This window comes from Flavobacterium beibuense (genome assembly GCF_004151245.1).
Classification (GTDB): domain Bacteria; phylum Bacteroidota; class Bacteroidia; order Flavobacteriales; family Flavobacteriaceae; genus Flavobacterium; species Flavobacterium beibuense_A.
This window is the reverse complement of sequence record NZ_JUIW01000003.1, coordinates 122,845-141,606: the sequence shown is the minus strand read 5'-3', so window position 1 is coordinate 141,606 and position 18,762 is coordinate 122,845. Positions and strand designations below refer to the sequence as shown.

Annotated in this window: 22 protein-coding genes and 1 other RNA gene; 4 read left to right on the top strand and 19 right to left on the bottom strand. The window is 44.1% G+C overall.

The genetic code is table 11. From position 1 onward, the window contains the following. Positions 1-56 precede the first annotated feature (56 nt). A complete protein-coding gene (locus NU09_RS04640) occupies positions 57-1,277 on the bottom strand; it encodes an NAD(P)-dependent oxidoreductase (protein WP_129750092.1) in 1,221 nt (406 codons plus the stop codon). 205 nt (positions 1,278-1,482) lie between these two features. Here NU09_RS04640 and ssrA point away from each other — a divergent pair. From ssrA to NU09_RS04620, 4 genes are all read left to right on the top strand, one after another. After that, positions 1,483-1,881: a transfer-messenger RNA gene (gene ssrA / locus NU09_RS04635) on the top strand. A gap of 299 nt (positions 1,882-2,180) precedes the next feature. Further along, complete coding sequence (locus tag NU09_RS04630; protein ID WP_129750091.1) at positions 2,181-3,482, top strand: site-specific integrase; 1,302 nt, start codon at positions 2,181-2,183, stop codon at positions 3,480-3,482. Between the two features lie 51 nt (positions 3,483-3,533). Next, the gene (locus NU09_RS04625) at positions 3,534-4,016 is read left to right on the top strand and encodes a DUF6934 family protein (protein ID WP_242501825.1); all 483 of its coding nucleotides are present in this window, start codon (positions 3,534-3,536) and stop codon (positions 4,014-4,016) included. 97 nt (positions 4,017-4,113) lie between these two features. Further along, entirely contained in the window at positions 4,114-4,311 is a 198-nt protein-coding gene (locus NU09_RS04620; RefSeq protein WP_129750090.1) for a hypothetical protein, read from the top strand. Positions 4,312-4,362: 51 nt separating this feature from the next. Here the strand turns inward: NU09_RS04620 and NU09_RS04615 are convergent, their stop codons facing one another. The 18 genes from NU09_RS04615 to NU09_RS04530 form a co-directional block, all read right to left on the bottom strand. After that, positions 4,363-4,644, bottom strand: coding sequence for a hypothetical protein (locus tag NU09_RS04615; RefSeq protein ID WP_129750089.1), 282 nt, complete (start codon positions 4,642-4,644; stop codon positions 4,363-4,365). A gap of 2 nt (positions 4,645-4,646) precedes the next feature. Continuing rightward, complete coding sequence (locus NU09_RS04610; protein WP_129750088.1) at positions 4,647-4,922, bottom strand: helix-turn-helix domain-containing protein; 276 nt, start codon at positions 4,920-4,922, stop codon at positions 4,647-4,649. 42 nt (positions 4,923-4,964) lie between these two features. Further along, complete coding sequence (locus NU09_RS04605) at positions 4,965-5,249, bottom strand: hypothetical protein (protein WP_129750339.1); 285 nt, start codon at positions 5,247-5,249, stop codon at positions 4,965-4,967. Between the two features lie 2 nt (positions 5,250-5,251). Beyond that, the gene (locus NU09_RS04600) at positions 5,252-6,382 is read right to left on the bottom strand and encodes a hypothetical protein (protein WP_242501824.1); all 1,131 of its coding nucleotides are present in this window, start codon (positions 6,380-6,382) and stop codon (positions 5,252-5,254) included. Then, positions 6,379-7,230 (bottom strand): conjugative transposon protein TraN, encoded by an 852-nt coding sequence (traN, locus tag NU09_RS04595; RefSeq protein WP_129750087.1) that lies wholly within the window; start codon positions 7,228-7,230, stop codon positions 6,379-6,381. Before traN ends, NU09_RS04600 begins: the two co-directional genes overlap by 4 nt. 11 nt (positions 7,231-7,241) lie before the next feature. Then, positions 7,242-8,516 (bottom strand): conjugative transposon protein TraM, encoded by a 1,275-nt coding sequence (traM, locus tag NU09_RS04590; RefSeq protein WP_129750086.1) that lies wholly within the window; start codon positions 8,514-8,516, stop codon positions 7,242-7,244. Beyond that, positions 8,506-9,045, bottom strand: coding sequence for a hypothetical protein (locus NU09_RS04585; RefSeq protein WP_129750085.1), 540 nt, complete (start codon positions 9,043-9,045; stop codon positions 8,506-8,508). The genes traM and NU09_RS04585 overlap by 11 nt, the downstream gene beginning before the upstream one ends. Beyond that, complete coding sequence (gene traK / locus NU09_RS04580; RefSeq protein WP_129750084.1) at positions 8,990-9,610, bottom strand: conjugative transposon protein TraK; 621 nt, start codon at positions 9,608-9,610, stop codon at positions 8,990-8,992. Before traK ends, NU09_RS04585 begins: the two co-directional genes overlap by 56 nt. A 15-nt stretch (positions 9,611-9,625) precedes the next feature. After that, complete coding sequence (gene traJ / locus NU09_RS04575) at positions 9,626-10,834, bottom strand: conjugative transposon protein TraJ (RefSeq protein WP_129750083.1); 1,209 nt, start codon at positions 10,832-10,834, stop codon at positions 9,626-9,628. Positions 10,835-10,846: 12 nt separating this feature from the next. Continuing rightward, positions 10,847-11,452, bottom strand: coding sequence for a TerB family tellurite resistance protein (locus NU09_RS04570; protein ID WP_129750082.1), 606 nt, complete (start codon positions 11,450-11,452; stop codon positions 10,847-10,849). Positions 11,453-11,478: 26 nt separating this feature from the next. Further along, complete coding sequence (locus NU09_RS04565) at positions 11,479-12,099, bottom strand: hypothetical protein (protein ID WP_129750081.1); 621 nt, start codon at positions 12,097-12,099, stop codon at positions 11,479-11,481. Between the two features lie 11 nt (positions 12,100-12,110). Beyond that, on the bottom strand, positions 12,111-12,806 hold the full coding sequence (locus NU09_RS04560) for a conjugal transfer protein TraI (protein ID WP_129750080.1): 696 nt from the start codon (positions 12,804-12,806) through the stop codon (positions 12,111-12,113). A gap of 4 nt (positions 12,807-12,810) precedes the next feature. Continuing rightward, positions 12,811-15,291 carry a TraG family conjugative transposon ATPase gene (locus NU09_RS04555; RefSeq protein WP_129750079.1) on the bottom strand — a complete coding sequence of 827 codons (2,481 nt, stop codon included), beginning with the start codon at positions 15,289-15,291 and terminating at the stop codon, positions 12,811-12,813. A gap of 11 nt (positions 15,292-15,302) precedes the next feature. Next, positions 15,303-15,620 carry a DUF4133 domain-containing protein gene (locus NU09_RS04550; RefSeq protein ID WP_129750078.1) on the bottom strand — a complete coding sequence of 106 codons (318 nt, stop codon included), beginning with the start codon at positions 15,618-15,620 and terminating at the stop codon, positions 15,303-15,305. An 11-nt stretch (positions 15,621-15,631) separates the two neighbouring features. After that, positions 15,632-15,910, bottom strand: coding sequence for a DUF4134 domain-containing protein (locus tag NU09_RS04545; RefSeq protein ID WP_242501831.1), 279 nt, complete (start codon positions 15,908-15,910; stop codon positions 15,632-15,634). 174 nt (positions 15,911-16,084) lie between these two features. Then, the gene (locus NU09_RS04540) at positions 16,085-16,444 is read right to left on the bottom strand and encodes a hypothetical protein (RefSeq protein WP_129750076.1); all 360 of its coding nucleotides are present in this window, start codon (positions 16,442-16,444) and stop codon (positions 16,085-16,087) included. 270 nt (positions 16,445-16,714) lie between these two features. Then, positions 16,715-17,911 carry a hypothetical protein gene (locus NU09_RS04535; protein WP_129750075.1) on the bottom strand — a complete coding sequence of 399 codons (1,197 nt, stop codon included), beginning with the start codon at positions 17,909-17,911 and terminating at the stop codon, positions 16,715-16,717. Positions 17,912-17,915: 4 nt separating this feature from the next. Next, entirely contained in the window at positions 17,916-18,758 is an 843-nt protein-coding gene (locus NU09_RS04530; protein ID WP_129750074.1) for a helix-turn-helix domain-containing protein, read from the bottom strand. Between the last annotated feature and the right edge of the window lie 4 nt (positions 18,759-18,762).

Sequence of the window (18,762 nt, the reverse complement as noted above, 5' to 3'; positions counted from 1 at the left end):
GGGTAGTTTAACATACCAAATTTAGTAAACTAATATCATTATAAAAAAAATGCCCCTTAATTATGGGGCACTTCATTGTTTTCACTTATGTAGTCTTCAAGGTATTTAAACCTTTCAGTAAGATTTCCGTTATGGGTTATTAATGCCCTTTTAAGTATACCATCGGCATCATCATTAAAAAATGCAGGGATAACATGTTTAAGGAACATATCACCAAAACCTTCACTGGCATCCTTAGGCAATTCACAAGGTAAATTATCTACAGCCATCACTACAATAGCTGAAGGATGATACATATCTATCTCCGTATTTTGCCCCGGGTGGTAACCGTAAAAAGGTTCTGCAATAGTAGAGGCTCTTAGCGTACTTGCTATAGGTCCGGCAACATCACAGGAAATATCAGCAATTACCTTAATCTTATTGTTTTTTGAAGCCAGCATATCACGGGTTACTATAGCAGGAGAGCCATTTGCATAAAAATGACCGGCTATAAAAATATCTGCAACAGTAGAAAACCTTTCGAAATCTGACTCATATTTATCCGGATTTATATAAAAATCCTCTTTAGTAGCTTCTTTACCGTCTTTACGCCTGTTATAATCTGTAACATCAAGCTGTACATAAACAGGTTCTGTATAAGTTTTAGTAAGGAAGTTTTCTACGCTCACCTCTTTTACTTTAATGGCATCTAAAATTTCTTTAGCACCCATCCCTACTTTTCCTTTTCCTGTTAAAACAATTTTTACAGGTGGCAGGAACTGTTTTTTTAATTTTGAAATAAGCATCTGCTTATCAGGCAAGGTTTCTGCTTTAGGTAAATTAAAAAGATCAAATTTTAAACCAAATGCCCTAAAACAATTATATGCTCCTACATTACCGGCATACTGACCAAACCCAATTAAACGCTTGTTATTAGCATCTACTATAGTTTCATGGTCATATAGGTCTATATGTTTATTGATAATAGCCTGAAGTAGTTTGCGGTTATGAGCCTGCTTTTTAATGGTATGCGAAAAGAAAAAATATTTTTTACCGGGAATAAGAGCTTCTACAGGTACCTCTTTTACTCCTAATAAAATATCACAGTCACTCAGGTCATTACTCAATTCAAAACCCAGTGCTTTATATTCTTCATCTTTAAAAACCCTTATATCCGAAGGTTCTACCTTAATTTCTGCATGCGGAAACTGCTTCTGCAGCTCGGCCAGTTTTTGTGGTGAGAACACTACCCTTCTGTCTGGCGGAGACTTTCTTTCTTTAATGATTCCGATTTTCATTGCAACTTTTTTAAAGATAAAATAATGTTATCATACCGTCTTCGAAAACGTTTTTTATAAAATAATATAACTTTAGATTGAAAACAGTGCTCAAATATAACAAAATTTGAATGCCTCAGCAATTAAAAAATAAAAATAAAAATGCTTAAATTTGCTGTCTTATTTGGTATCTTTATTAGATATACCTTATTAAGAAACTTACTATGGGGTCGACTGGTTTTGACAGCAGGCCGAATTGAACAGTAAGCACGTCGAGAAGGGGACGATTCTCGTTAATACAAGTCTCAACACTTTTAAACGGCGAAAATAATTACGCTCTTGCTGCTTAATCTGAATTATAGTAAGATTTTAAGCCTCGTTCCTACTAGGTAGGAAGGCGGGATTCTCCTGAAAAGCTCTGGTTTATGGCGTTTCGTATAGGAGAACCGAAAAAATAGACCTGGAGGTTTTTTTGCTTCGCAGAAGCCTCGAGACTTTAGAAGCTAGGTAGTGTGTGGCAGTTTTCGGTCTTGCACACTATCGAAAATCCAAGCGAAAACTAAACGTGTAGAAAGCTCTTTGCTTCCCTGTTTGGACCCGGGTTCGATTCCCGGCGATTCCACAGAGACGGTTGGAAACAAACTTTTCAAAGTTTGCAAAACCAGCCAAAATCTTCTGAAAAGCCTTTAAAACCTGCAAATTTTACGATTTGCAGGTTTTTTTATTTCTGCCTGTATCAACAAATTTTTCAAAAGTGCATAATATCCAGGGTGCAATTCTGGTGCAATCCTACCTTGGATAAAAAAGTGCACCGAAATAGCATCAAAATACTTATCAAATCATTGATAATCAAGGTGTTCAAAAGATATACATCTTGACTTTAGAGTGGCATAGTCGTAAATTTATTAACTTAAACATTGGATTATGTTAGAAAGCAGCTTTGGGTTGAGTTTCTTTATGAAACCCCAAAAAAAAGAAACAAGCCTTAGGTACATCTACCTTAGGATAACCGTTGATGGCATCCGAAAGGAAACGTCAACCAAAAGGACCTGGGACCTCCAGCGTTGGGATGCAAAGCGTGAAAGGGCTGTTGGGACTAAGGAGGATGCAAAAACCCTGAATCACTTCCTTGATACAATGGAAATGAAGATCAATAAGTTCAAAACCGATCTCATGTACACCGAAAAGAGTATTTCAGCAGAGCGGATTATGGATTTTGTATTGGGAAGGATGACATCCAAAGCAACCCTACTGGATGAGTTTGCAAAGCATAATGAAGAGGTAAAGGCACTTATAGGGATTGACTATGCCCTTGCTACCTATAAAAGGTATGAGATTGCCAAATCCCATATTAAGGATTTTATCCTCTACAAGTACCGTACTGAGGACATCGAAATGAGGGATCTGGATTTTGATTTCATCAGCAGTTACGACCTTTACCTGAAGACTGTACGTAATTGCGTCAACAATTCGGCATTGAAGTATATTACCTGTCTGAAAAAGGTCATCTACAGAGCCATGGACAAAAATATCATAGCACAGGACCCATTCAGGGCTTTTAAAAAAAGGGTAACCAAGACCAATAAAAAGCCTTTGACAGCAAGGGAACTCTCAATTATCGAAAATACCGTTTTCTCAACAGCGAGGCTTGAGGTGATTCGTGACATATTCATTTTCCAATGCTACACCGGCCTCGCTTACATAGATGCCTATCAACTGAAGAAAACAGACATCGCTATCGGAATCGACGGTGAGCAATGGATAATATCAAAAAGGCAAAAGACCGGTAATAGCACGAACATTCCGCTTTTGCCTAAAGCGCTCAAAATTATAGAAAAGTATAAAGCACATCCACTATGCCTTTCCAGGAATTCGGTGTTGCCTGTCTCTTCCAACCAAAAAATGAATGCCTATCTTAAAGAAGTAGCCGCAATCTGCGGTCTGGAATGCGAGCTCAATACCCACAAGGCCAGACGCACTTTTGGAAGTACAGTGACTTTGAACAATGACGTGCCAATACACGTTGTGAAGGAAATGCTCGGGCATACATCCATCCGTCAGACCGAATCATATGCTATTACGACCGAGCAGACGATCGGTAGGGAAATGAAAGGCCTTCGCGATAAGCTTAACCCTGAGGTGAAAGAACTTCCTCAGGAAGCTTTTGCACTGATACGGAAACTCGAGGAAGAAATAAAAGCGATTCGGGAAAAATACCAAATCTAAAGGAGGCCTGTTCTGCTAAATTTATAATTTTATACACTTAACCTACCGCAGATGATTATAATAGATCTTGAGGACACCATCATGCCGCACTATGCAAGCGAAGATATGATGAATTATCGTATCATGTCACCTCAGAAAGACGGCACACAGGAGGAACTGATTGTTGAGATTAAGGATATCAACGACCCTCTGCTTCCCAATGCTTTCAACATTGGGTTTGGCCCGCCTGACGGCAATGGCGGCTTTCTGCATAAAGTTTCATTGCCGCATGTCAATACCAACAGGGTATTTTCCACTGTTATAGTATTAGCCATTGCTTTTTTGCAGCAATACCCGGGTACCATCATAGGTATCGATGGCTCCGATGACAGGCGTGCCTATTTGTATCACCGGATGTTCCGTTCGAATTACCAGGCCCTAAGCGATATCCTTATAATAACCGGCGTGGACTGGTATGTACGGCTTTTGAGAAATGGCAATGTAGAGACAGACGAACTCGGAGGCCCGTATTTCAAACCTGCCGGAACCATTTGATTTTCAACGACAAACAGTTGACTTGTACCGCTATTATCTGATAAACTTAAAGGAATAGTTTTTGATTGTTCAACGAAATCTTTATATCTTTATTACTATGAAAGGAGAATTGCAACATACCATTAATGCCATCAAAGGCGTTGCAGCAGGAAGTAAAGCCGTACCTGCGACACATAAGGCTGTCGATGTAGGTAGGCCTGATAATGCGCTTTCAAGGTCGATACGCAATCAAAAGGACGCAGCCCAGTTCAGGTCTGAATTGAAAGCGGCAGTAGCTTTTGAAAAAATGCGCTAGAAATACAGGATAATATAAACAGAAAGCCCGCGATTGCGGGCTTTATCATTTTTAAAGGTTAAGATTTAAAACGCTTCGTAGTCCGGGATGATAGGAAGGCACGTAACTGAAATATCCTAATTCCTGCAAGTCCTTGAAATACTTATGATAGGTGGCTATGCTGCCAATATGGGACAACCGCATTATTGATCGGCGGCTGACTTTGATACCCGTTACCCTATCCTGACGGAACGCCAGGATGAAAATGGCTGTCATTATAGCGACATGACAAGCACGAAGCCTGCCGTCCGATTGGGTCTTTTCAATAAACCCTGCAATTACAGTTGTATCCATAATCAATTTTTGTTCTCACTGAACAGTTCCATAAGGTCCGGTTTGTTATAATAGTAGGAACCCAAAACTTTCCTGAAACGTACTTTACCATTGATACGGAGGTTTTGCAGTGTTCCTGGAGAGATATCCAATAACTTTCTTACCGCACGGCTTTTCAGCCATTCCGGTTCAGTATCGGGCTTGCTGGATTCAATGCCCGGCTGGACAAGGTCGCGCACCGCCTTTAGAAGAGAAATTCCAAACTGGCGCAAATCTTCTTTCGATATACCCTCTTCCATAATTTTACAGTTTTGAATTATATGATACGGTCTACCGGACCGTCACTCATTGATATAAATTTTACTGGCCTGGTTCTTCTTGAAGGAAGGCTCATAACGCAGGTAGCCAAAGTCACTGAGGTCCCTTACACATTTGCTGTATGTTTTGGGCGCTGAGATTTTAGCTATTTTCATGATCTCGAAACTGAAGGCTTGGATAGGATTGATAAAGCCTTTAGCCTTCCTGTAATGGAGCAAAGCAGCAAAAACCCCTATATGGGTGCTGCTTATGCGGTAATCATTGCCGATGGCTGCAAAAAAGTCGGTTAGAGGCTTATCGATTTCCATTACTATAGCGATTGTTTCCTGTGGCATCGCTTTTTTTCTTCCTGGCTTCCGGAACCCTGGTCGTCTACGCCGACATTTTGTTTGCTGCCCTGGCTCTGAGACTGTTTGACCTCTTTGGATTGCTCTTGCTCCTGCCTTGTATCAAGACGTTTCTGGCTGGCATCATAAAGGGTCAGCGTCTTAAACTGCGGAGTGGCCTCGATAAATTGTTTGATCTCTTTTCCGTCTTTCAGGAAAGTAGCCGACTGGCGGTTACCTTTTTTGAGCGAATTCATTAGGTCTTCCTTATGGCTGCTATTCTGGAGCTCTTTTATGGGATGCTTCGACAGGGCAGCCTCCAGGTCAAAACCATAGTTCTGATGATAGTGCTTAAGGTTGAAATTGCCCCTGCTGTCGGCATCCTTGAAATCCATCTGTATCCAGGCATTGTACTCCTCACCTGCCTTATTGGTCAGGTCTTTATTAACGGACCTGCCTTCCATAAGGTTGTACGCCTCCTTTAGGGTTATATTATTTCCTCTGTTGATGTAGATGGTCTGTGCGAGAGTTTCTTCAGAACCCTCTTTTTGAAGCTGCACCCTGTAGGAATTGAAGAAATACAGGTCACTCTGTTCAGATTTTTTAAAATTCAGCTCGGCAGAGACCTTGTCATTGCCGTAAAAGGCATCGTGCTTCATGCTGAATTCAGGCTGGAGCTGCTCCAGATGCTGTCGCAGCTCTCCCTCGAGGGCTTCTCCAAAACCGGTATATTTGACCTGGTCTTTGAGATAGTCAAAATTTTTCTCATTCATAATATCACTATTTAAATTGTTATTTATAAGTGGTGCTGGATTATCATAAAGCGCTGACAGCCCGGTTATCTCATAAGCTTCATGAACCGTAGTATCAATATTGGCATGTTCTATCGCCTCAAGGTCTTTTATAGGTGAATCCATAGGCAGGCTTTTGTAGAAATCGACATCGCTGGACATCTCATAGCAGTGCTCAGCAGCTTCCCATTGGGTTTTAAAGCAGGACACCTCGCTGGTCCAGGTTATTTCCGCAATGGGGAATACTACGAAGTGAAAACCTTTCTGATGCATCATTCTCATAGTTTCTAATAGCTTTTTGTGCTCAGCGATATCAATGATCATCGTAAGGGATTTAAAAGTGGCTTAAGTACTGAAGGTCCTTCCAGCTTTCTGTTACTGATGTCCAGTTCCAGATGTCTTCCACCCTTATTTTCGACCAGCTGGATAACCAGGTTCTTCTTATCGGGAATGGTGAACTTTGGCAGGACAGACACAAAGGTGGTGCCTGATTGCGCAGGGATTTTGCCTGCCAGCCGGTGCATTGCAACAGGATATATTTCCAGTTCCTGTGAAGCGGTCCTCTTGGATCTTTTCTTGTCCCTGACAAAGAAGCGCAATTGGTCGATATCATAACTTATATTCGTTTCATTATCGATTCTCATGCGATAATAAATCAGGTCGTCATGGATGAATAGGCCCGTAATTGACAATGTAATACCATACTTGTGCTCGGTAATTCCATTTATTCTTTTTCGTATATGAAAAACATGCTCGGCAGCTTCCAGAAGCGCTTTCTCATTTGATGCCTCTGAACTGAACTGGATAAGGTTTCCGGTCTTCATGTCAGGAAAAGTGTAGGTCTGGCAGTCAGGGGATTCATCATAACAGACGGCAAAGCAATAGAGTTTTCCGTCACTGGTAAATACCGTGAGATTGGTATCGGCAAAGCCCTGCTGGGCCGCTTTGATCTGAAGCACGTTTTCCATTCCTCTTACTTTCTGGACCAGTATATGCTGGCTCCCCCTATCCACACCCGAAACAGCGAATGGGAACACCAAAGTGGTTGTTTTAGAATAAGCTATAGCGATATCCTGTGTCAGGGCCGGATTTAGTTTGGCTCTTTGTTGCCCGTAACCGATAGGACATGCAAAGGCCAGCATTGCAATTAGTAGAAGTTGTATAAATTTCATAATAGGTTTTTCTAGGATTTGTCTTTTTGTTTTTCATCTCGCAGTAGTACCTGGTAGCCGGCTTTTAATACTACTTTTACCTGCTTTACTTTTTTGCTGAACAGGCTTTTCGCTGCTTCGAAACCGGCACCCGCAGCCTGGGCCTCCCATGAATCCTCCAGAGCGCTTACCCCTAAGGTTTGCATGCTGCGGTCGGCAGAAGCCTTTGCTACATCTCTTGTGATAGCTCCCGGGATGAAGATCCCGCTAAGGCCGTCGAGGTCGTAGATGCTTAGTTCAACCGGAAACAGGGTATTGTTGTAACGGATACTGGGAATGTTTACCTCCAGGCGTTCGCCCTTTAAGGAGCAGGTCCCGTAAATGAATACATTTTTAGGGATTTTTGTCCCGTTAATGGAAATTTCCTGTGTAAGACGCATTTTGATTACAGTGCCGTTCACGATAGTCTGCGTTTCCGCTATAACGGCAGTGATAGCGGCAATCTGGGCATTCTGGTTTGGCGCAGATTCTTCCAGGGAATAAAAGCCATTAGTCTTCTTCCTGCTTACGAAAACCTCGTTGCCCCTTGTATCGGCCCCCTGTAGCAGCGTTACCGGCTGAGCCTCGTTGGTGCCAAAAACCGGAAATACCCGGCCTCTTTCCGCTTCGGAAGCCTTCCTTAGCTTTTCCTGCATACGTCCCGGATACTGTATATCCAGTATATTCTCGAGCATCCCGCTTATTTGCTTGAGCTCCTGGTCGCCATCGATTCCATTATCCAAAGATTCCATTATGGATTCCATTTCCTGTGACCTGACGGGTAAAGGGGGCAGCGTATGATCCCTATAGTTGCTCTTCGTCTTTTCAGCTAGCGGTGGCGGGGCGCTGATGGCCCTTTTTAAGGCTTCGAGTTTTTCGTACACCTTCTCTTCGTTGGGATCGCGATAGGATGACATGATCAATCCCTTTTTTCTGTTAGGGAATTCATGAAGTCTTAAGCTATCCTGGACTTCCGTCGTCGGGACCCTGTAATTGGGGTCTTTTTTCTTAAGCTCTTCAAATTTCATGGAATCCAGGGCAGCCCGGTCATAATAATTGAGCTTGTTCATGGGGTCCTCCCCCGTAAGCCTGGATTGGGGCAGCTTGATATTGAATCCCTGTCTTACCTCTGGACTGTCTGTAACTTCACCTTTTCCCCCACCCATGATCCAGAACAACAGGGTCACAAATGGCAGAGCCAACAACGGAAGGACAAGCAATAGTTTTCGTTGCCTGATTCCCCCTTGGGAGTCTTTTCTATTTTCCATTCTTTTTGTTTTTATAGTTTGATTCATAATAATTACTTACCATCCTGATGCTGTCCAGTAGCCCGGGACGTGCACGGCGAATACTGTCATATTGCACCGGATTGTAGCGGCACAGGCTGTCTATCTGCATTTCGAAACGAGTGATCTCATAGTAATCCTGTTGGTTCAGGTCTGAAGGTGCGGGGCCCGCCCTATAACCTGCGGTCTTCACCTGCCGCATCGGCTCAAGCTTTGGCGAGAGGCTGTTGTTGCCCCAAAATCCATGAAATATCAAAAAAATGCAATAGCTTCCGAAACTAAAAAGTAGGGTTCCGAAGAGCACGTATACTCCTGCTACCGACAGTCTGGCCGTCTTACGCTCCATCCATCCGGCCCAACGGGACTTAGCCATAAGATACACGTAATGTGAATAGCCACGGATGCTATTCCTGAAGTCGCGTTTCGTATTTCGGTCGTTTTGGCGTTCCATAGCATTATTTTCTGTTTTCTGAGTTGATATCCCTATTCTCCAGTGTAGTCCAACGCTCAATGAGGAAGCCATGCGGATTATTATCGCTGCGGGAGACATTTCTCAGGCTGCCCTCGGTCACAAGGCTTCGCCTGACAATGCTCGTTGGTCGTATGATCTTTTGGATTGCATAACAGCGAAATTGATAGGGGTAGCTATCGGTATTGATACGCACGCTGTCCACCCTGATGGTCTGATTGATATTTCCTGATATGACTCCGGCGTAATACCCGTTTTCTTTCAGGTCATCGTAGATGCGTTTTGCCGTATCATCAGCCAGATAGAGCGCCTTGGTGATATTCTCTTTTATTGCCTTATCATCCGGATCCAGGGTAAAGAAAAGGCTATGGAAGGTTTTAACGTGGTCACGCGCCTCCACAGGGATGTTATCCCTGCGGTCGGAAGCATAGGCCTCCAGTGCTTTGCCATTGGCAAGGATATAAATTTTGTCCTGCATCAGTTCTACCAATGTATAGCTCTTATACAGAGCATATATACTCACTGAGCCACAGCTCAGCACCACCACAATAGAAAAAGCCCTTACATAACGGAAAGCGCTATCGATGTTTTTGAGTTTGGTAAACATAGTAAACGGTTTTGGTTAGGAATTCCCTTTGAGCTTATCACCCATGTACTTATCCTTGTCGTCGAAATACTCCGAGGACCCACCGCGTCCTGACATGCTTTGCCATAGCTTTGATGCAGCATTTCCCATTGCATCTGCCGCCATACCCGTACTGGCAGAGGCAGCACCGGCCGTATTGGAGACTGTGGAGGTCGCAGCACTGGTGAATACATTGGTCACTTTTTGCGGCAGTGCACCACCACCTGCTGCATGCACTATATAATTGGCAACAGAAGGGACCGTAAAATACCCTACTATGCCGATGATCATAAATACCAGATAAGCCATATCGGTCCGGCTAAAGAAAGTATCTCCGTACTCGTTGACCTGGTCGATATCGATCAGAAGCATTTTTTCCTGGATCTTGCCGATAATGCTTCCGAAAATATTGGCCACAGGCAGCCAAAGGAATATGTTGATATAACGTGCTATCCAAACCGTAAGGGTATGCTGAAATCCGTCAAATACTGCTATGCCAAAAACTAACGGGCCCAAAATTGATAATACGACCAGTTGGAAGGTACGCAGGGTATCAATACACAGGGAAGCGGCCTCAAAAAGCACACGGAGTACTTCACTCATCCATTCCTTTACAGAGTTCCTGAAATTATAAGACATCTTTGCCATATAGAACTGCATTCCGGTATCCATACGCTCGAAGATCCCCTGATCGGAAAACTCTGCGCCGTCGTGCGTGTACTTGTACCACCGCTCTTTGTCCCCATCGCCGTCCTCACCCACGTACATCTGCCAGGTGTCCGTAGTTTTGATCGCTTCCTCTTTGCGCTGCAGCAAAACTTCTATAGCCTTGTTGGAATCCTCTACCATTCCCGCTGTAGCGGTTACCGTGGGCTTCATAACGCCATTGATCAGGGCGAGCACCGATGGGAATATCGTGATGCAGAAACCAATCACAAAAGGTCGGAATAAGGGATAGAAGTCGATGGGTTCCGCATTGGCCAAATGCCGCCAGACTCGTGATGCGATATACCATATCGCGGCAAATCCGGCAATTCCCTGGGCCACGCCGATAAGGCCCGAGCACAGTGGCATCATCTCATCATACAATTGTTCCAGCGTGCCGTGCAGACTCTCCATCTCGTCTGCAAATGACTGCGACCGGGCGGAAGAAGGCAATAACAATGCTGTAGCGGCAGTTAGCGCAGCTGTTCTTAGGTTTTTCATGAGCGGTGGGGTTTAGTTGTTGATTCCGTTCAGTATGCGTAGCGCTTTTACATCATGTTCTTCTTTAGCACGCTGTAATGCAAGTATTTTGGCATCACCGTTAAAGTCGCGCAGGAAGAGCAGTTTCTCCTGCATATCGTCATAGATCCTGTCAATGGCCTCTAACCTTTCATTGTCCGACATCCGCATACTCCCGGCAGTCAATATTCCTGTGAGCTCGTCAAGATTACGCAGACTCTGCTTGAAAAGATTATCATAGACCGTGGTAAGATATGACAGCTCATCAGGGTTAAACGCCCCACTGATGCCAAAGGCATTCCTGGCAGCCTGATATTCCTGCACAAGGAGAATCTGGTAGTCGATAATATCGGCGACCCTCTTGTAATTGCGTACGGTCGGGCTCACCTGTAGCAGGGCATCCAAAAATGTCTCGTGCAGTTTAAAGTTGCCTTCCGACAGTTCTTTTACGGTATTATAGCCTCCATTGAGTATCTCATAACCTTTTTTCATATCCTTCAGAATGGATCTGAACTGCACCAGTTTTTCAATGTTTAGGGCCAATTGCTGCAATTCCTGCATTTGTGCCGTTGTTTTGGCAGGTAACAGCCAGATCAGCATAAAAACGGCTGAGGCAAGTAGCTTTTTCATGGTTCGGCGGTCAGCTTGTTCAGTACTCTTCCTTTGTTGATATCATTTTGGTCCTGCTGCCTTGAGGCCAGCAAAACCTCCAACTCTGCGCTGAAGCTTTTGGAAAAGGCATAGTTGTCAAGCATTCGCCCATGCAGATAGTCGATTCTGGCAAGACGGTCCGAATCCTCCATCACCAGTGAAGAATCGGAAAGCACCACGAGTAGTTGGTCAAGATTTTCACGGCAATCGGCCATAAGCCTGCCAAAAACCCTTTCTGCGTACTGGCGTTCGTTCCCCAGATACAGGTCGTCATACAGGAGATCCGACGCCTCCTGCCGTTGCTTTAGGATCTTAAGCTGAAGGCCAATGATTTTGGCAATCTTATCATAACCGGCGATGTTGGGATTGACAGTCGCTAGGGCACTAAAAAAAGTGGAATGCAGGCTGAATTCTCCATCCTTGAAATCACTTATCGTATTCAACCCTTTTCTTGCTATGGAATAGCCTTTTTGTACATAGCCTCCGTACACTTTAAGTGCGGCGATTTGCTGCAGCAGCACCTTTTTTTGGGAAGACTGCCCAAAAATGCATGCGCAGGCAAATAATGCGGAAACTGTTATCAATACTTTTTTCATAACTGCTCAGTTTAATGGTTAAGACCGTACAATCGTCTCACCCAATCTACATCACGTTGTGTTTTGGCGCGCTGCAGGCTAAGCAGGATATTTTGCCGGTTGAAGCGGGTGAGGTCATCATAGTTCCTGTCAATCCGGTCTGCAGCTGCATTGATCATATCCAGTCTCCGGGCATCACTCATCTGGGTAGAGAAAGATTCCAGGATCATGAAAACCTGATCCATATCGGACAGGCTCTCGCCGAGGATCCCGGAATAGACCTTTTGCATATATTCAATCTCATCATCGCTGAAATGGGTGTCCTGCTGGAAAAGCGCCCATGCCCTCTGATACTGATCCACCAGCCTTGCCTGCTTTTCGGTAATGTCCCTCACCCGCTGGTAAGTACTGATGACGGATTTCACTTGCATAAGCTCGTCGTAGTACTCCTTGTAGAGATCTTGCTGTCTTTGGGTCCAGTCGGATATCTCATTGAGTTTTAGCTTTGAAAGGGTATTCTCAATTTCCTTTTGGGCATTCTGGAGCCAGATGGTCTTGTTCTGTAATCGTTGTATCCTGAGGTCAATGGCCTTAATCGCTGCTTTGACGGCTGCCTTTATAATCCCGAAAATCGGCGGTGGCGGCGCCGGTGCAACCGTTCGGGCTTCTGTTACGCTAATGAACAGAAGGCACAACAGCCCTATGGTAATTCTGTTTCTTATACGCATGGCTTTACTTTTTAGATTCGTCACGAATATCCTGAGCCAGTGCTGCTATCGCCTTGCGGATATCCCCGTCAAAGCGTGCGGCATAGGCCTGTACTTTTACTTTTTCGCTTTCCTCGGTAGTGTAGGCAAGATATTCCTCCAATGATACCTCTGTCCTGTATACCTTGGACTGCATTCCTCCCAGTGAAATAAAGACTTCCTTATATTTTCTTGAGGTGTCATTGGCTTTATTGACCGATAGCACCAAAGCCTTTTCTTTTTCGGTGAGCCCCAGTAGTTCCTGTATCTGGTCAAATTTGTTCTGGTATTTGCTCTGGTCCAGCAGGATCTTGCAATCACTGTTGTTGATAATGGCCTGCTTTACAACCGGTGAAGAAATAATATCCTCTACCTCCTGTGTAACCACGATCGCCTCACCAAAGAACTTGCGCACTGTTTTAAACAGATACTTTATGTATTCTGCCATACCTTCCTTTGCGATAGCTTTCCACGCTTCCTCTATCAATATCATTTTACGGATTCCCTTAAGCTTTCGCATTTTGCTGATAAAGACTTCCATGATAATGATGGTCACCACCGGAAATAAGATGGGATGATCCTTAATGTTGTCCAGTTCAAAAACGATAAATCTTTCTTTGAGCAGCTCGAGATTTTCGGTAGCATTAAGCAGGTAGTCAAACTCTCCGCCCCGGTAATAGGGTCGCAGAACATAAAGGAAATTATTGACATCGAAATCCTTTTCCTTTACGTTGTCACCTTTGAGGACTTCCAGAAAATCATTCTTTAGGAACTCATAGAATGTATTGAAGCAAGGGAACAGATCAGGCTGGCTATCTATCTTGGAATAATAGAGTTGCAGGGCATTGGAAAGCGCAACATATTCACTGCGGTTATAGGTCTCATCGTCCTTTTTCCACAAAGCCAGCAGCAGGGTCTTGATGCTTTCCTTTTTTTCGGTATCCAACTTATCCCCTTCACCGATATAGAAAGGGTTGAAACGGATAGGGTTACTTTCCTCATAGGTGAAATAATAGCCCTTTACCATATCGCAGAGCCCCTTGTAGCTATGCCCCACATCAACCAGAACGATATGTGTTCCCTGCTCATAATAGCTGCGCACCATGTGATTGGTAAAAAAGGATTTGCCGCTGCCCGATGGTCCAAGAATGAATTTATTCCTGTTGGTGCATATTCCTTTTTGAACCGGCTCATCACTAATATCCACGTGCACCGGCTTTCCGGTAAGCCTGTCGCCCAAACGTATCCCTATCGGGCTTATGGAGGAACGGTAGCCCGTCTCAAGGTTCAGAAAACAGGCGGCCTGTTCCGCAAAAGTGTCAAAAGTATCATTGATAGGGAAATCAGCAGCATTTCCCGGAATTCCTGCCCAATAGATCTGTGCTGCCCCAACGGTCTCCTGTTTTGCTGCTGCGTCAATCTGCGCCAGGGCTGAGGAGACCTTATTCTTGAGATCTTTAAGCTGCTCTTTCTCGTCACACCAGACAAGTACGTTGAAATGTGCTTTGACAGGTAACCGCTGGGCTCCGATGGCCTCATTAAGGAAGTCATTGGCAGCATCCCTTGCGATATGGTTTTCCCTGCTGTAGGCAGAGAGCGACTGTAGCCGAAGCCTTTTGCTCTCGATACGCTTCAGGGTTTTGGCCGGATCATCGATAAAAAGGTATTGGCTGTAAATATGGTTGCAGGAAAGCAACTGGCCAAGTGTCGAGGCAAAGCCTACGCTGAATTTTGTCTTATCGGTAGAATACCTGTCGTAGGTGATCCTCGAACCGCACAAGGCCGGAAGATCGGCCGCATCTCCAAGGGTGTACAACTGGCAAAACTTGCCATTGATCAAAAGGCCGTCTTCAAAAGCGATATCTCCATACATATAATTTCCCGTGGTATCGGAAAGGCTGCAATACTGCTCAAGGATCCCCACTTGCCTGGGAAGGCTGAGTAGCTGCTGGTCCGAAAGTCGTGAAAAACATACAAAACCGCTGTCTTCCATAATCCTGCGGAACTGTCCTGCTGCATCAAGAAAATCCTGTAGTGCCGTTGGATTAAGCGACTCTTTAGGAACCAGTGTCCTTCTGAGAAGACTGGAAAACAAGGAGGTAGATCCATTTCTTCCTTCCGGTTTTTGGGTAATGAAAAGATAGCAGGAATGGTCAAGGAACGGGCGTTCGTTAAAGAACCGTTCGCTGCTCCTGCTTAAAAAGCTTGTGTCATCGTTAGTAAAATCGGGGACGTACCCCTTTTCCAGGAACCAATCCTGTTTGTAAAGGATACTGTGTTTAGGCAGTACTTTTATAGCCTTTAGCCAGGTTTGGTGTAATGACTCATATTCCTGATCTGACAGGGTAAATAACTCGGGCAGCTCAACTTTATAGGCAATGGTGACATCGCCCATTTTTGAGAGGATGCAATCGTGCTGTACATCCATGATCGGGAATACCTCTTCCAATCTTGTTTCCTTTTTCATCGTCCTTTACATTATTTATTCCAAAAAAACACACTTCTGCCGTAACACTTTATAGCACTGGGGAGCTGTCTTCTGGCCAGTGCCTTCATCATTCCGTACTCCCCGTACTTATGGCTCATCTTATAGACCCTGACCACCAATAAAGTCCCTGCAATACCGATAAGTGCAATACAAAGCAGTGACGGCACACCGGCTATATACATAGATGCAAAAAGCACCATCAGCACTAGTACCCCAGCCCCGAGATACCATATGTATTGCGCTTTTAGCCCTTTAAATACAATGCTTTGGTTGATCCCTTTATTGATCTTGTAAACGCTGCTGGACATCGCTTGGACAATCAGATGCCAAAGAAAGACTGTATGACCGTAGCAACGACCACAAGAAAAACGCAACTGCCAAACCAGGCTGCCGCAACCTTTCCGGTATCAGGATCGCCCGCATTCCATTTCTGGTACACTTTTACTGCTCCGATGAGCCCCAATATGGCCCCTACAGCATACATAAGGTCGGTACCGGCGTCAAAGTAGCTCCTGACCTGCTGATTGGCTTCATTTATGCCGGCTATGCCATCCTGGGCATAGATACTGTGGGCCGGGAGCAGGACAATAAATGCCATAAGCCAATACGGCTTTGTCGCTTTTAATTTCCAATTCATGTTTTTCATATCGCATCATTTAAAAGTTGCATATTTAAAAATAGCGGAGGCTGTGCCGCTGTTACGCTCCCCTTTCCTTCTGTCACGTTTCCTTGCTGCACTGGGATGAGCAGGGACCAAACCTCCGCATAATTTTTAATGGTCTACCCATAGCTTATCGACTTCTTCCTGAGTGAGGGAAGCCATACCCTGCTCTTCGCCTTCAGAGACAATAAACTCGTTTATCGAACCGCGGAACCGTGATTTTCCAAGGGAAGGATAATCACCCAGTACCTTTCTGATCCCGGGTAGGAAATTTTCCTTTTCCGTTCTTTGCTCCACAGCATTTGTAACCAATGATTTTACCCTTTCAACCAATTCTTCAACCGTCTCAAAGTCGGTCAAAATTGTTTTTTTAGGAATATTTGTTACTGTCTGACCGGTAGTTTGTGTGGATTCAAAGGGTGTACTTTCATCGTTTTCGCCCGGCAGGGTTTGGGGGTGGCTTCTCAACATGCCGCTCCAAAGGGACTTGATGTCGTAGTAGTATATTTTAGCCCCGAGGAAGGAATACCATAACAACAGTACAACTGTTGTAGTGGTCAGGTAGGCAGACCATGAGATTTCTGTAAACATAAGCATTCATTTTTCGTTCAACATTTATCAGCTATATTCCGGTTTCTCCGGATGTAAACATTTACAAAACAAAGGAATGCTATATTTCAAGATGTAAAAAGTACAACTTTGGGTTGTACCCCAGGTTGTACCCTGGCTATATAATAAGGCCTAATAGGTCTTGAGTTTCCTAATGAGTTTTTCCAGGACTTCGATCGCAATGGCTTTATCTCTTTCTTCCGCGTTATAGGATTTCGATCGCACTGAATCATAGGATAGTTCACTCTTGTTGGCTGTAGAAAGATGGGGCACAATCTTTTTGAATACATCGCTCATTGAACGGGCATGCAGCAACTTTGATTCATCTGCTGCTCGTAAAATGAGTGCGATCTGGTCGACGGACAGATTGACGGTAAGCTTATCGGTCACTTTGGTTTGCCCCAGGTTGTTCTTCTTAAGTTCCTTTATCGGATTGGGTGCAAGGTGCATAGTCTTTTCCAGATAGGCGATTTCCTGCTCAAACCAATTGCTCAATATCGCCTTTAGTGTTTGGTGTTCCGGGTAGAGTATCATACTGCGGTGGGTATGCATCTGACGAAATTCCTTGAAGTGGAAATGAAGGCTGTCGATCCGTTCCGTCTTGGTGGCGAGCCCATTGATTTTATTGGCGATACACCGGGTAAAATAATTGATGTAACTCCTGCTATTGAAATTCATATAGATCAAAAGCTCATTTAGGGCATTGTATATGCTGGTCTGGGTCTCGGATAACCCGAGCAATTCAAGTTTCTGGACAAGTTCTTTGCGATAAAGCAGCTCTCTGAAAGTGATACTTTCTGTTTTCTTGGCATTTACGAACTTATAGAGGTTATCCAATACAAGAGAGCTGAAAATGGGATCTGCTACATCCGCTACAAGTTTTTTTTGGAGGTGGTCCAGTTTTAGCTTTAGCTCTTTTCGGGACACATTGAGATAGGTAGAGGGCACGCGCTCCTCCATACTAAGGAAATTCGCAAACCTTACCTCAATAAAAAACAACAGCTCATCCAGGCAGGATACAACTGTCCTGGAGAGATTACAGTATTCGGACTTTTCAAAGGCATCGTTTTTTTCATATCCTTTCACCGTGTCAAGCAGGATGATCAGTGCAGAATGGTATTTTTGGACCAACAGCCGCAACTGACTTTCTTTATGTAATGAAAAGACCTGGTTTTTGAGCTCAGATTGTATCTGAGTGGTTTCTATAAGTGCTTTTTCAGACAGGCTTTGGATATCATCCTTGGTAAGGTCTTGAAGATATATTTTGGCGGGGTTCAGGGTTAGCGAGATGAGGGTGTCAAGCCACTCTAGGGGATAGTGTTGTGCCATTTTCTCATGTTTTTAAATAACTTTTCCGATACGCTGAGGGGGTCTTTCCCATATGTTTTTTGAAAAATGTACTAAAACTCGCCGTGCTGCTGAATCCAAGTGAGTCAGAAACGGAAGTAATTGTAGCATACCCATCCAGTAGGAGCGTCTTCGATCGGGAGATCAGCGCTTCAGAAATATAAAATTTCGGCGTTTTGTTACTTGTTTCCTTCATGATCCTGGTAAGATGCCCTCGTGTAATGCATAACTTGTCCGCATAATAGCAGACCTCGTGGCTTTCGGTGCATCGAAGTTCTACAAGATCAATAAAACGCCTGGCTAGTTGCCCTTTCGGGGTCAGCAATGAAATGGCGTTTCTGAGGCATCCTTCAAGCCGCTCGCTAAACTTCCCCGATAGAAGGCCGATCAGATAAACTAGAAAATCTGATGTTATTTCATGTGTGGCGGAATAAGAGATGAAAAGGCCCTCCAATAGTATAACGATAACCCGGTGCTCCGCCGGAGCAGGATCATACCGACCTCCTCCAAAGTGCACCGGGGTTACCTGGAATTTCAGATGCTTAAACCGTAATCCCTCATGTTTAAAAAAATTACTTGAAAAAGAAATTACAAAACATCTCAATGACCTTAATTCATTGGCTCTGACATCGTATAATCCATTCTCGATCCAAGTAATAGTCTTCGCTTCCAGAGACAATATAGTGTTGCTTTTGATAGTCAGGCAGCCTTTTAAGACATAAACGATATGAAAGTAATGCTCTGCCAGAACACCTTGCAGCGCATGGGGAGATCGTATCAATCTTGCTACAATATCCTCTTTTAGAGCAATCATGGTTTCGTCATCCATAACG

What these genes read in the sequence shown, in the direction of transcription:
- NU09_RS04640 (WP_129750092.1), bottom strand. Translation starts at nt 1,277, where the DNA reads ATGAAAATCGGAATCATTAAAGAAAGAAAGTCTCCGCCAGACAGAAGG.
- NU09_RS04630 (WP_129750091.1), top strand. Translation starts at nt 2,181, where the DNA reads ATGTTAGAAAGCAGCTTTGGGTTGAGTTTCTTTATGAAACCCCAAAAA.
- NU09_RS04625 (WP_242501825.1), top strand. Translation starts at nt 3,534, where the DNA reads ATGATTATAATAGATCTTGAGGACACCATCATGCCGCACTATGCAAGC.
- NU09_RS04620 (WP_129750090.1), top strand. Translation starts at nt 4,114, where the DNA reads ATGAAAGGAGAATTGCAACATACCATTAATGCCATCAAAGGCGTTGCA.
- NU09_RS04615 (WP_129750089.1), bottom strand. Translation starts at nt 4,644, where the DNA reads ATGGATACAACTGTAATTGCAGGGTTTATTGAAAAGACCCAATCGGAC.
- NU09_RS04610 (WP_129750088.1), bottom strand. Translation starts at nt 4,922, where the DNA reads ATGGAAGAGGGTATATCGAAAGAAGATTTGCGCCAGTTTGGAATTTCT.
- NU09_RS04605 (WP_129750339.1), bottom strand. Translation starts at nt 5,249, where the DNA reads ATGGAAATCGATAAGCCTCTAACCGACTTTTTTGCAGCCATCGGCAAT.
- NU09_RS04600 (WP_242501824.1), bottom strand. Translation starts at nt 6,382, where the DNA reads ATGATCATTGATATCGCTGAGCACAAAAAGCTATTAGAAACTATGAGA.
- traN (WP_129750087.1), bottom strand. Translation starts at nt 7,230, where the DNA reads ATGAAATTTATACAACTTCTACTAATTGCAATGCTGGCCTTTGCATGT.
- traM (WP_129750086.1), bottom strand. Translation starts at nt 8,516, where the DNA reads ATGGAAAATAGAAAAGACTCCCAAGGGGGAATCAGGCAACGAAAACTA.
- traK (WP_129750084.1), bottom strand. Translation starts at nt 9,610, where the DNA reads ATGTTTACCAAACTCAAAAACATCGATAGCGCTTTCCGTTATGTAAGG.
- traJ (WP_129750083.1), bottom strand. Translation starts at nt 10,834, where the DNA reads ATGAAAAACCTAAGAACAGCTGCGCTAACTGCCGCTACAGCATTGTTA.
- NU09_RS04570 (WP_129750082.1), bottom strand. Translation starts at nt 11,452, where the DNA reads ATGCTGATCTGGCTGTTACCTGCCAAAACAACGGCACAAATGCAGGAA.
- NU09_RS04565 (WP_129750081.1), bottom strand. Translation starts at nt 12,099, where the DNA reads ATGAAAAAAGTATTGATAACAGTTTCCGCATTATTTGCCTGCGCATGC.
- NU09_RS04560 (WP_129750080.1), bottom strand. Translation starts at nt 12,806, where the DNA reads ATGCGTATAAGAAACAGAATTACCATAGGGCTGTTGTGCCTTCTGTTC.
- NU09_RS04555 (WP_129750079.1), bottom strand. Translation starts at nt 15,291, where the DNA reads ATGAAAAAGGAAACAAGATTGGAAGAGGTATTCCCGATCATGGATGTA.
- NU09_RS04550 (WP_129750078.1), bottom strand. Translation starts at nt 15,620, where the DNA reads ATGTCCAGCAGCGTTTACAAGATCAATAAAGGGATCAACCAAAGCATT.
- NU09_RS04545 (WP_242501831.1), bottom strand. Translation starts at nt 15,910, where the DNA reads ATGGCATTTATTGTCCTGCTCCCGGCCCACAGTATCTATGCCCAGGAT.
- NU09_RS04540 (WP_129750076.1), bottom strand. Translation starts at nt 16,444, where the DNA reads ATGTTGAGAAGCCACCCCCAAACCCTGCCGGGCGAAAACGATGAAAGT.
- NU09_RS04535 (WP_129750075.1), bottom strand. Translation starts at nt 17,911, where the DNA reads ATGGCACAACACTATCCCCTAGAGTGGCTTGACACCCTCATCTCGCTA.
- NU09_RS04530 (WP_129750074.1), bottom strand. Translation starts at nt 18,758, where the DNA reads ATGGATGACGAAACCATGATTGCTCTAAAAGAGGATATTGTAGCAAGA.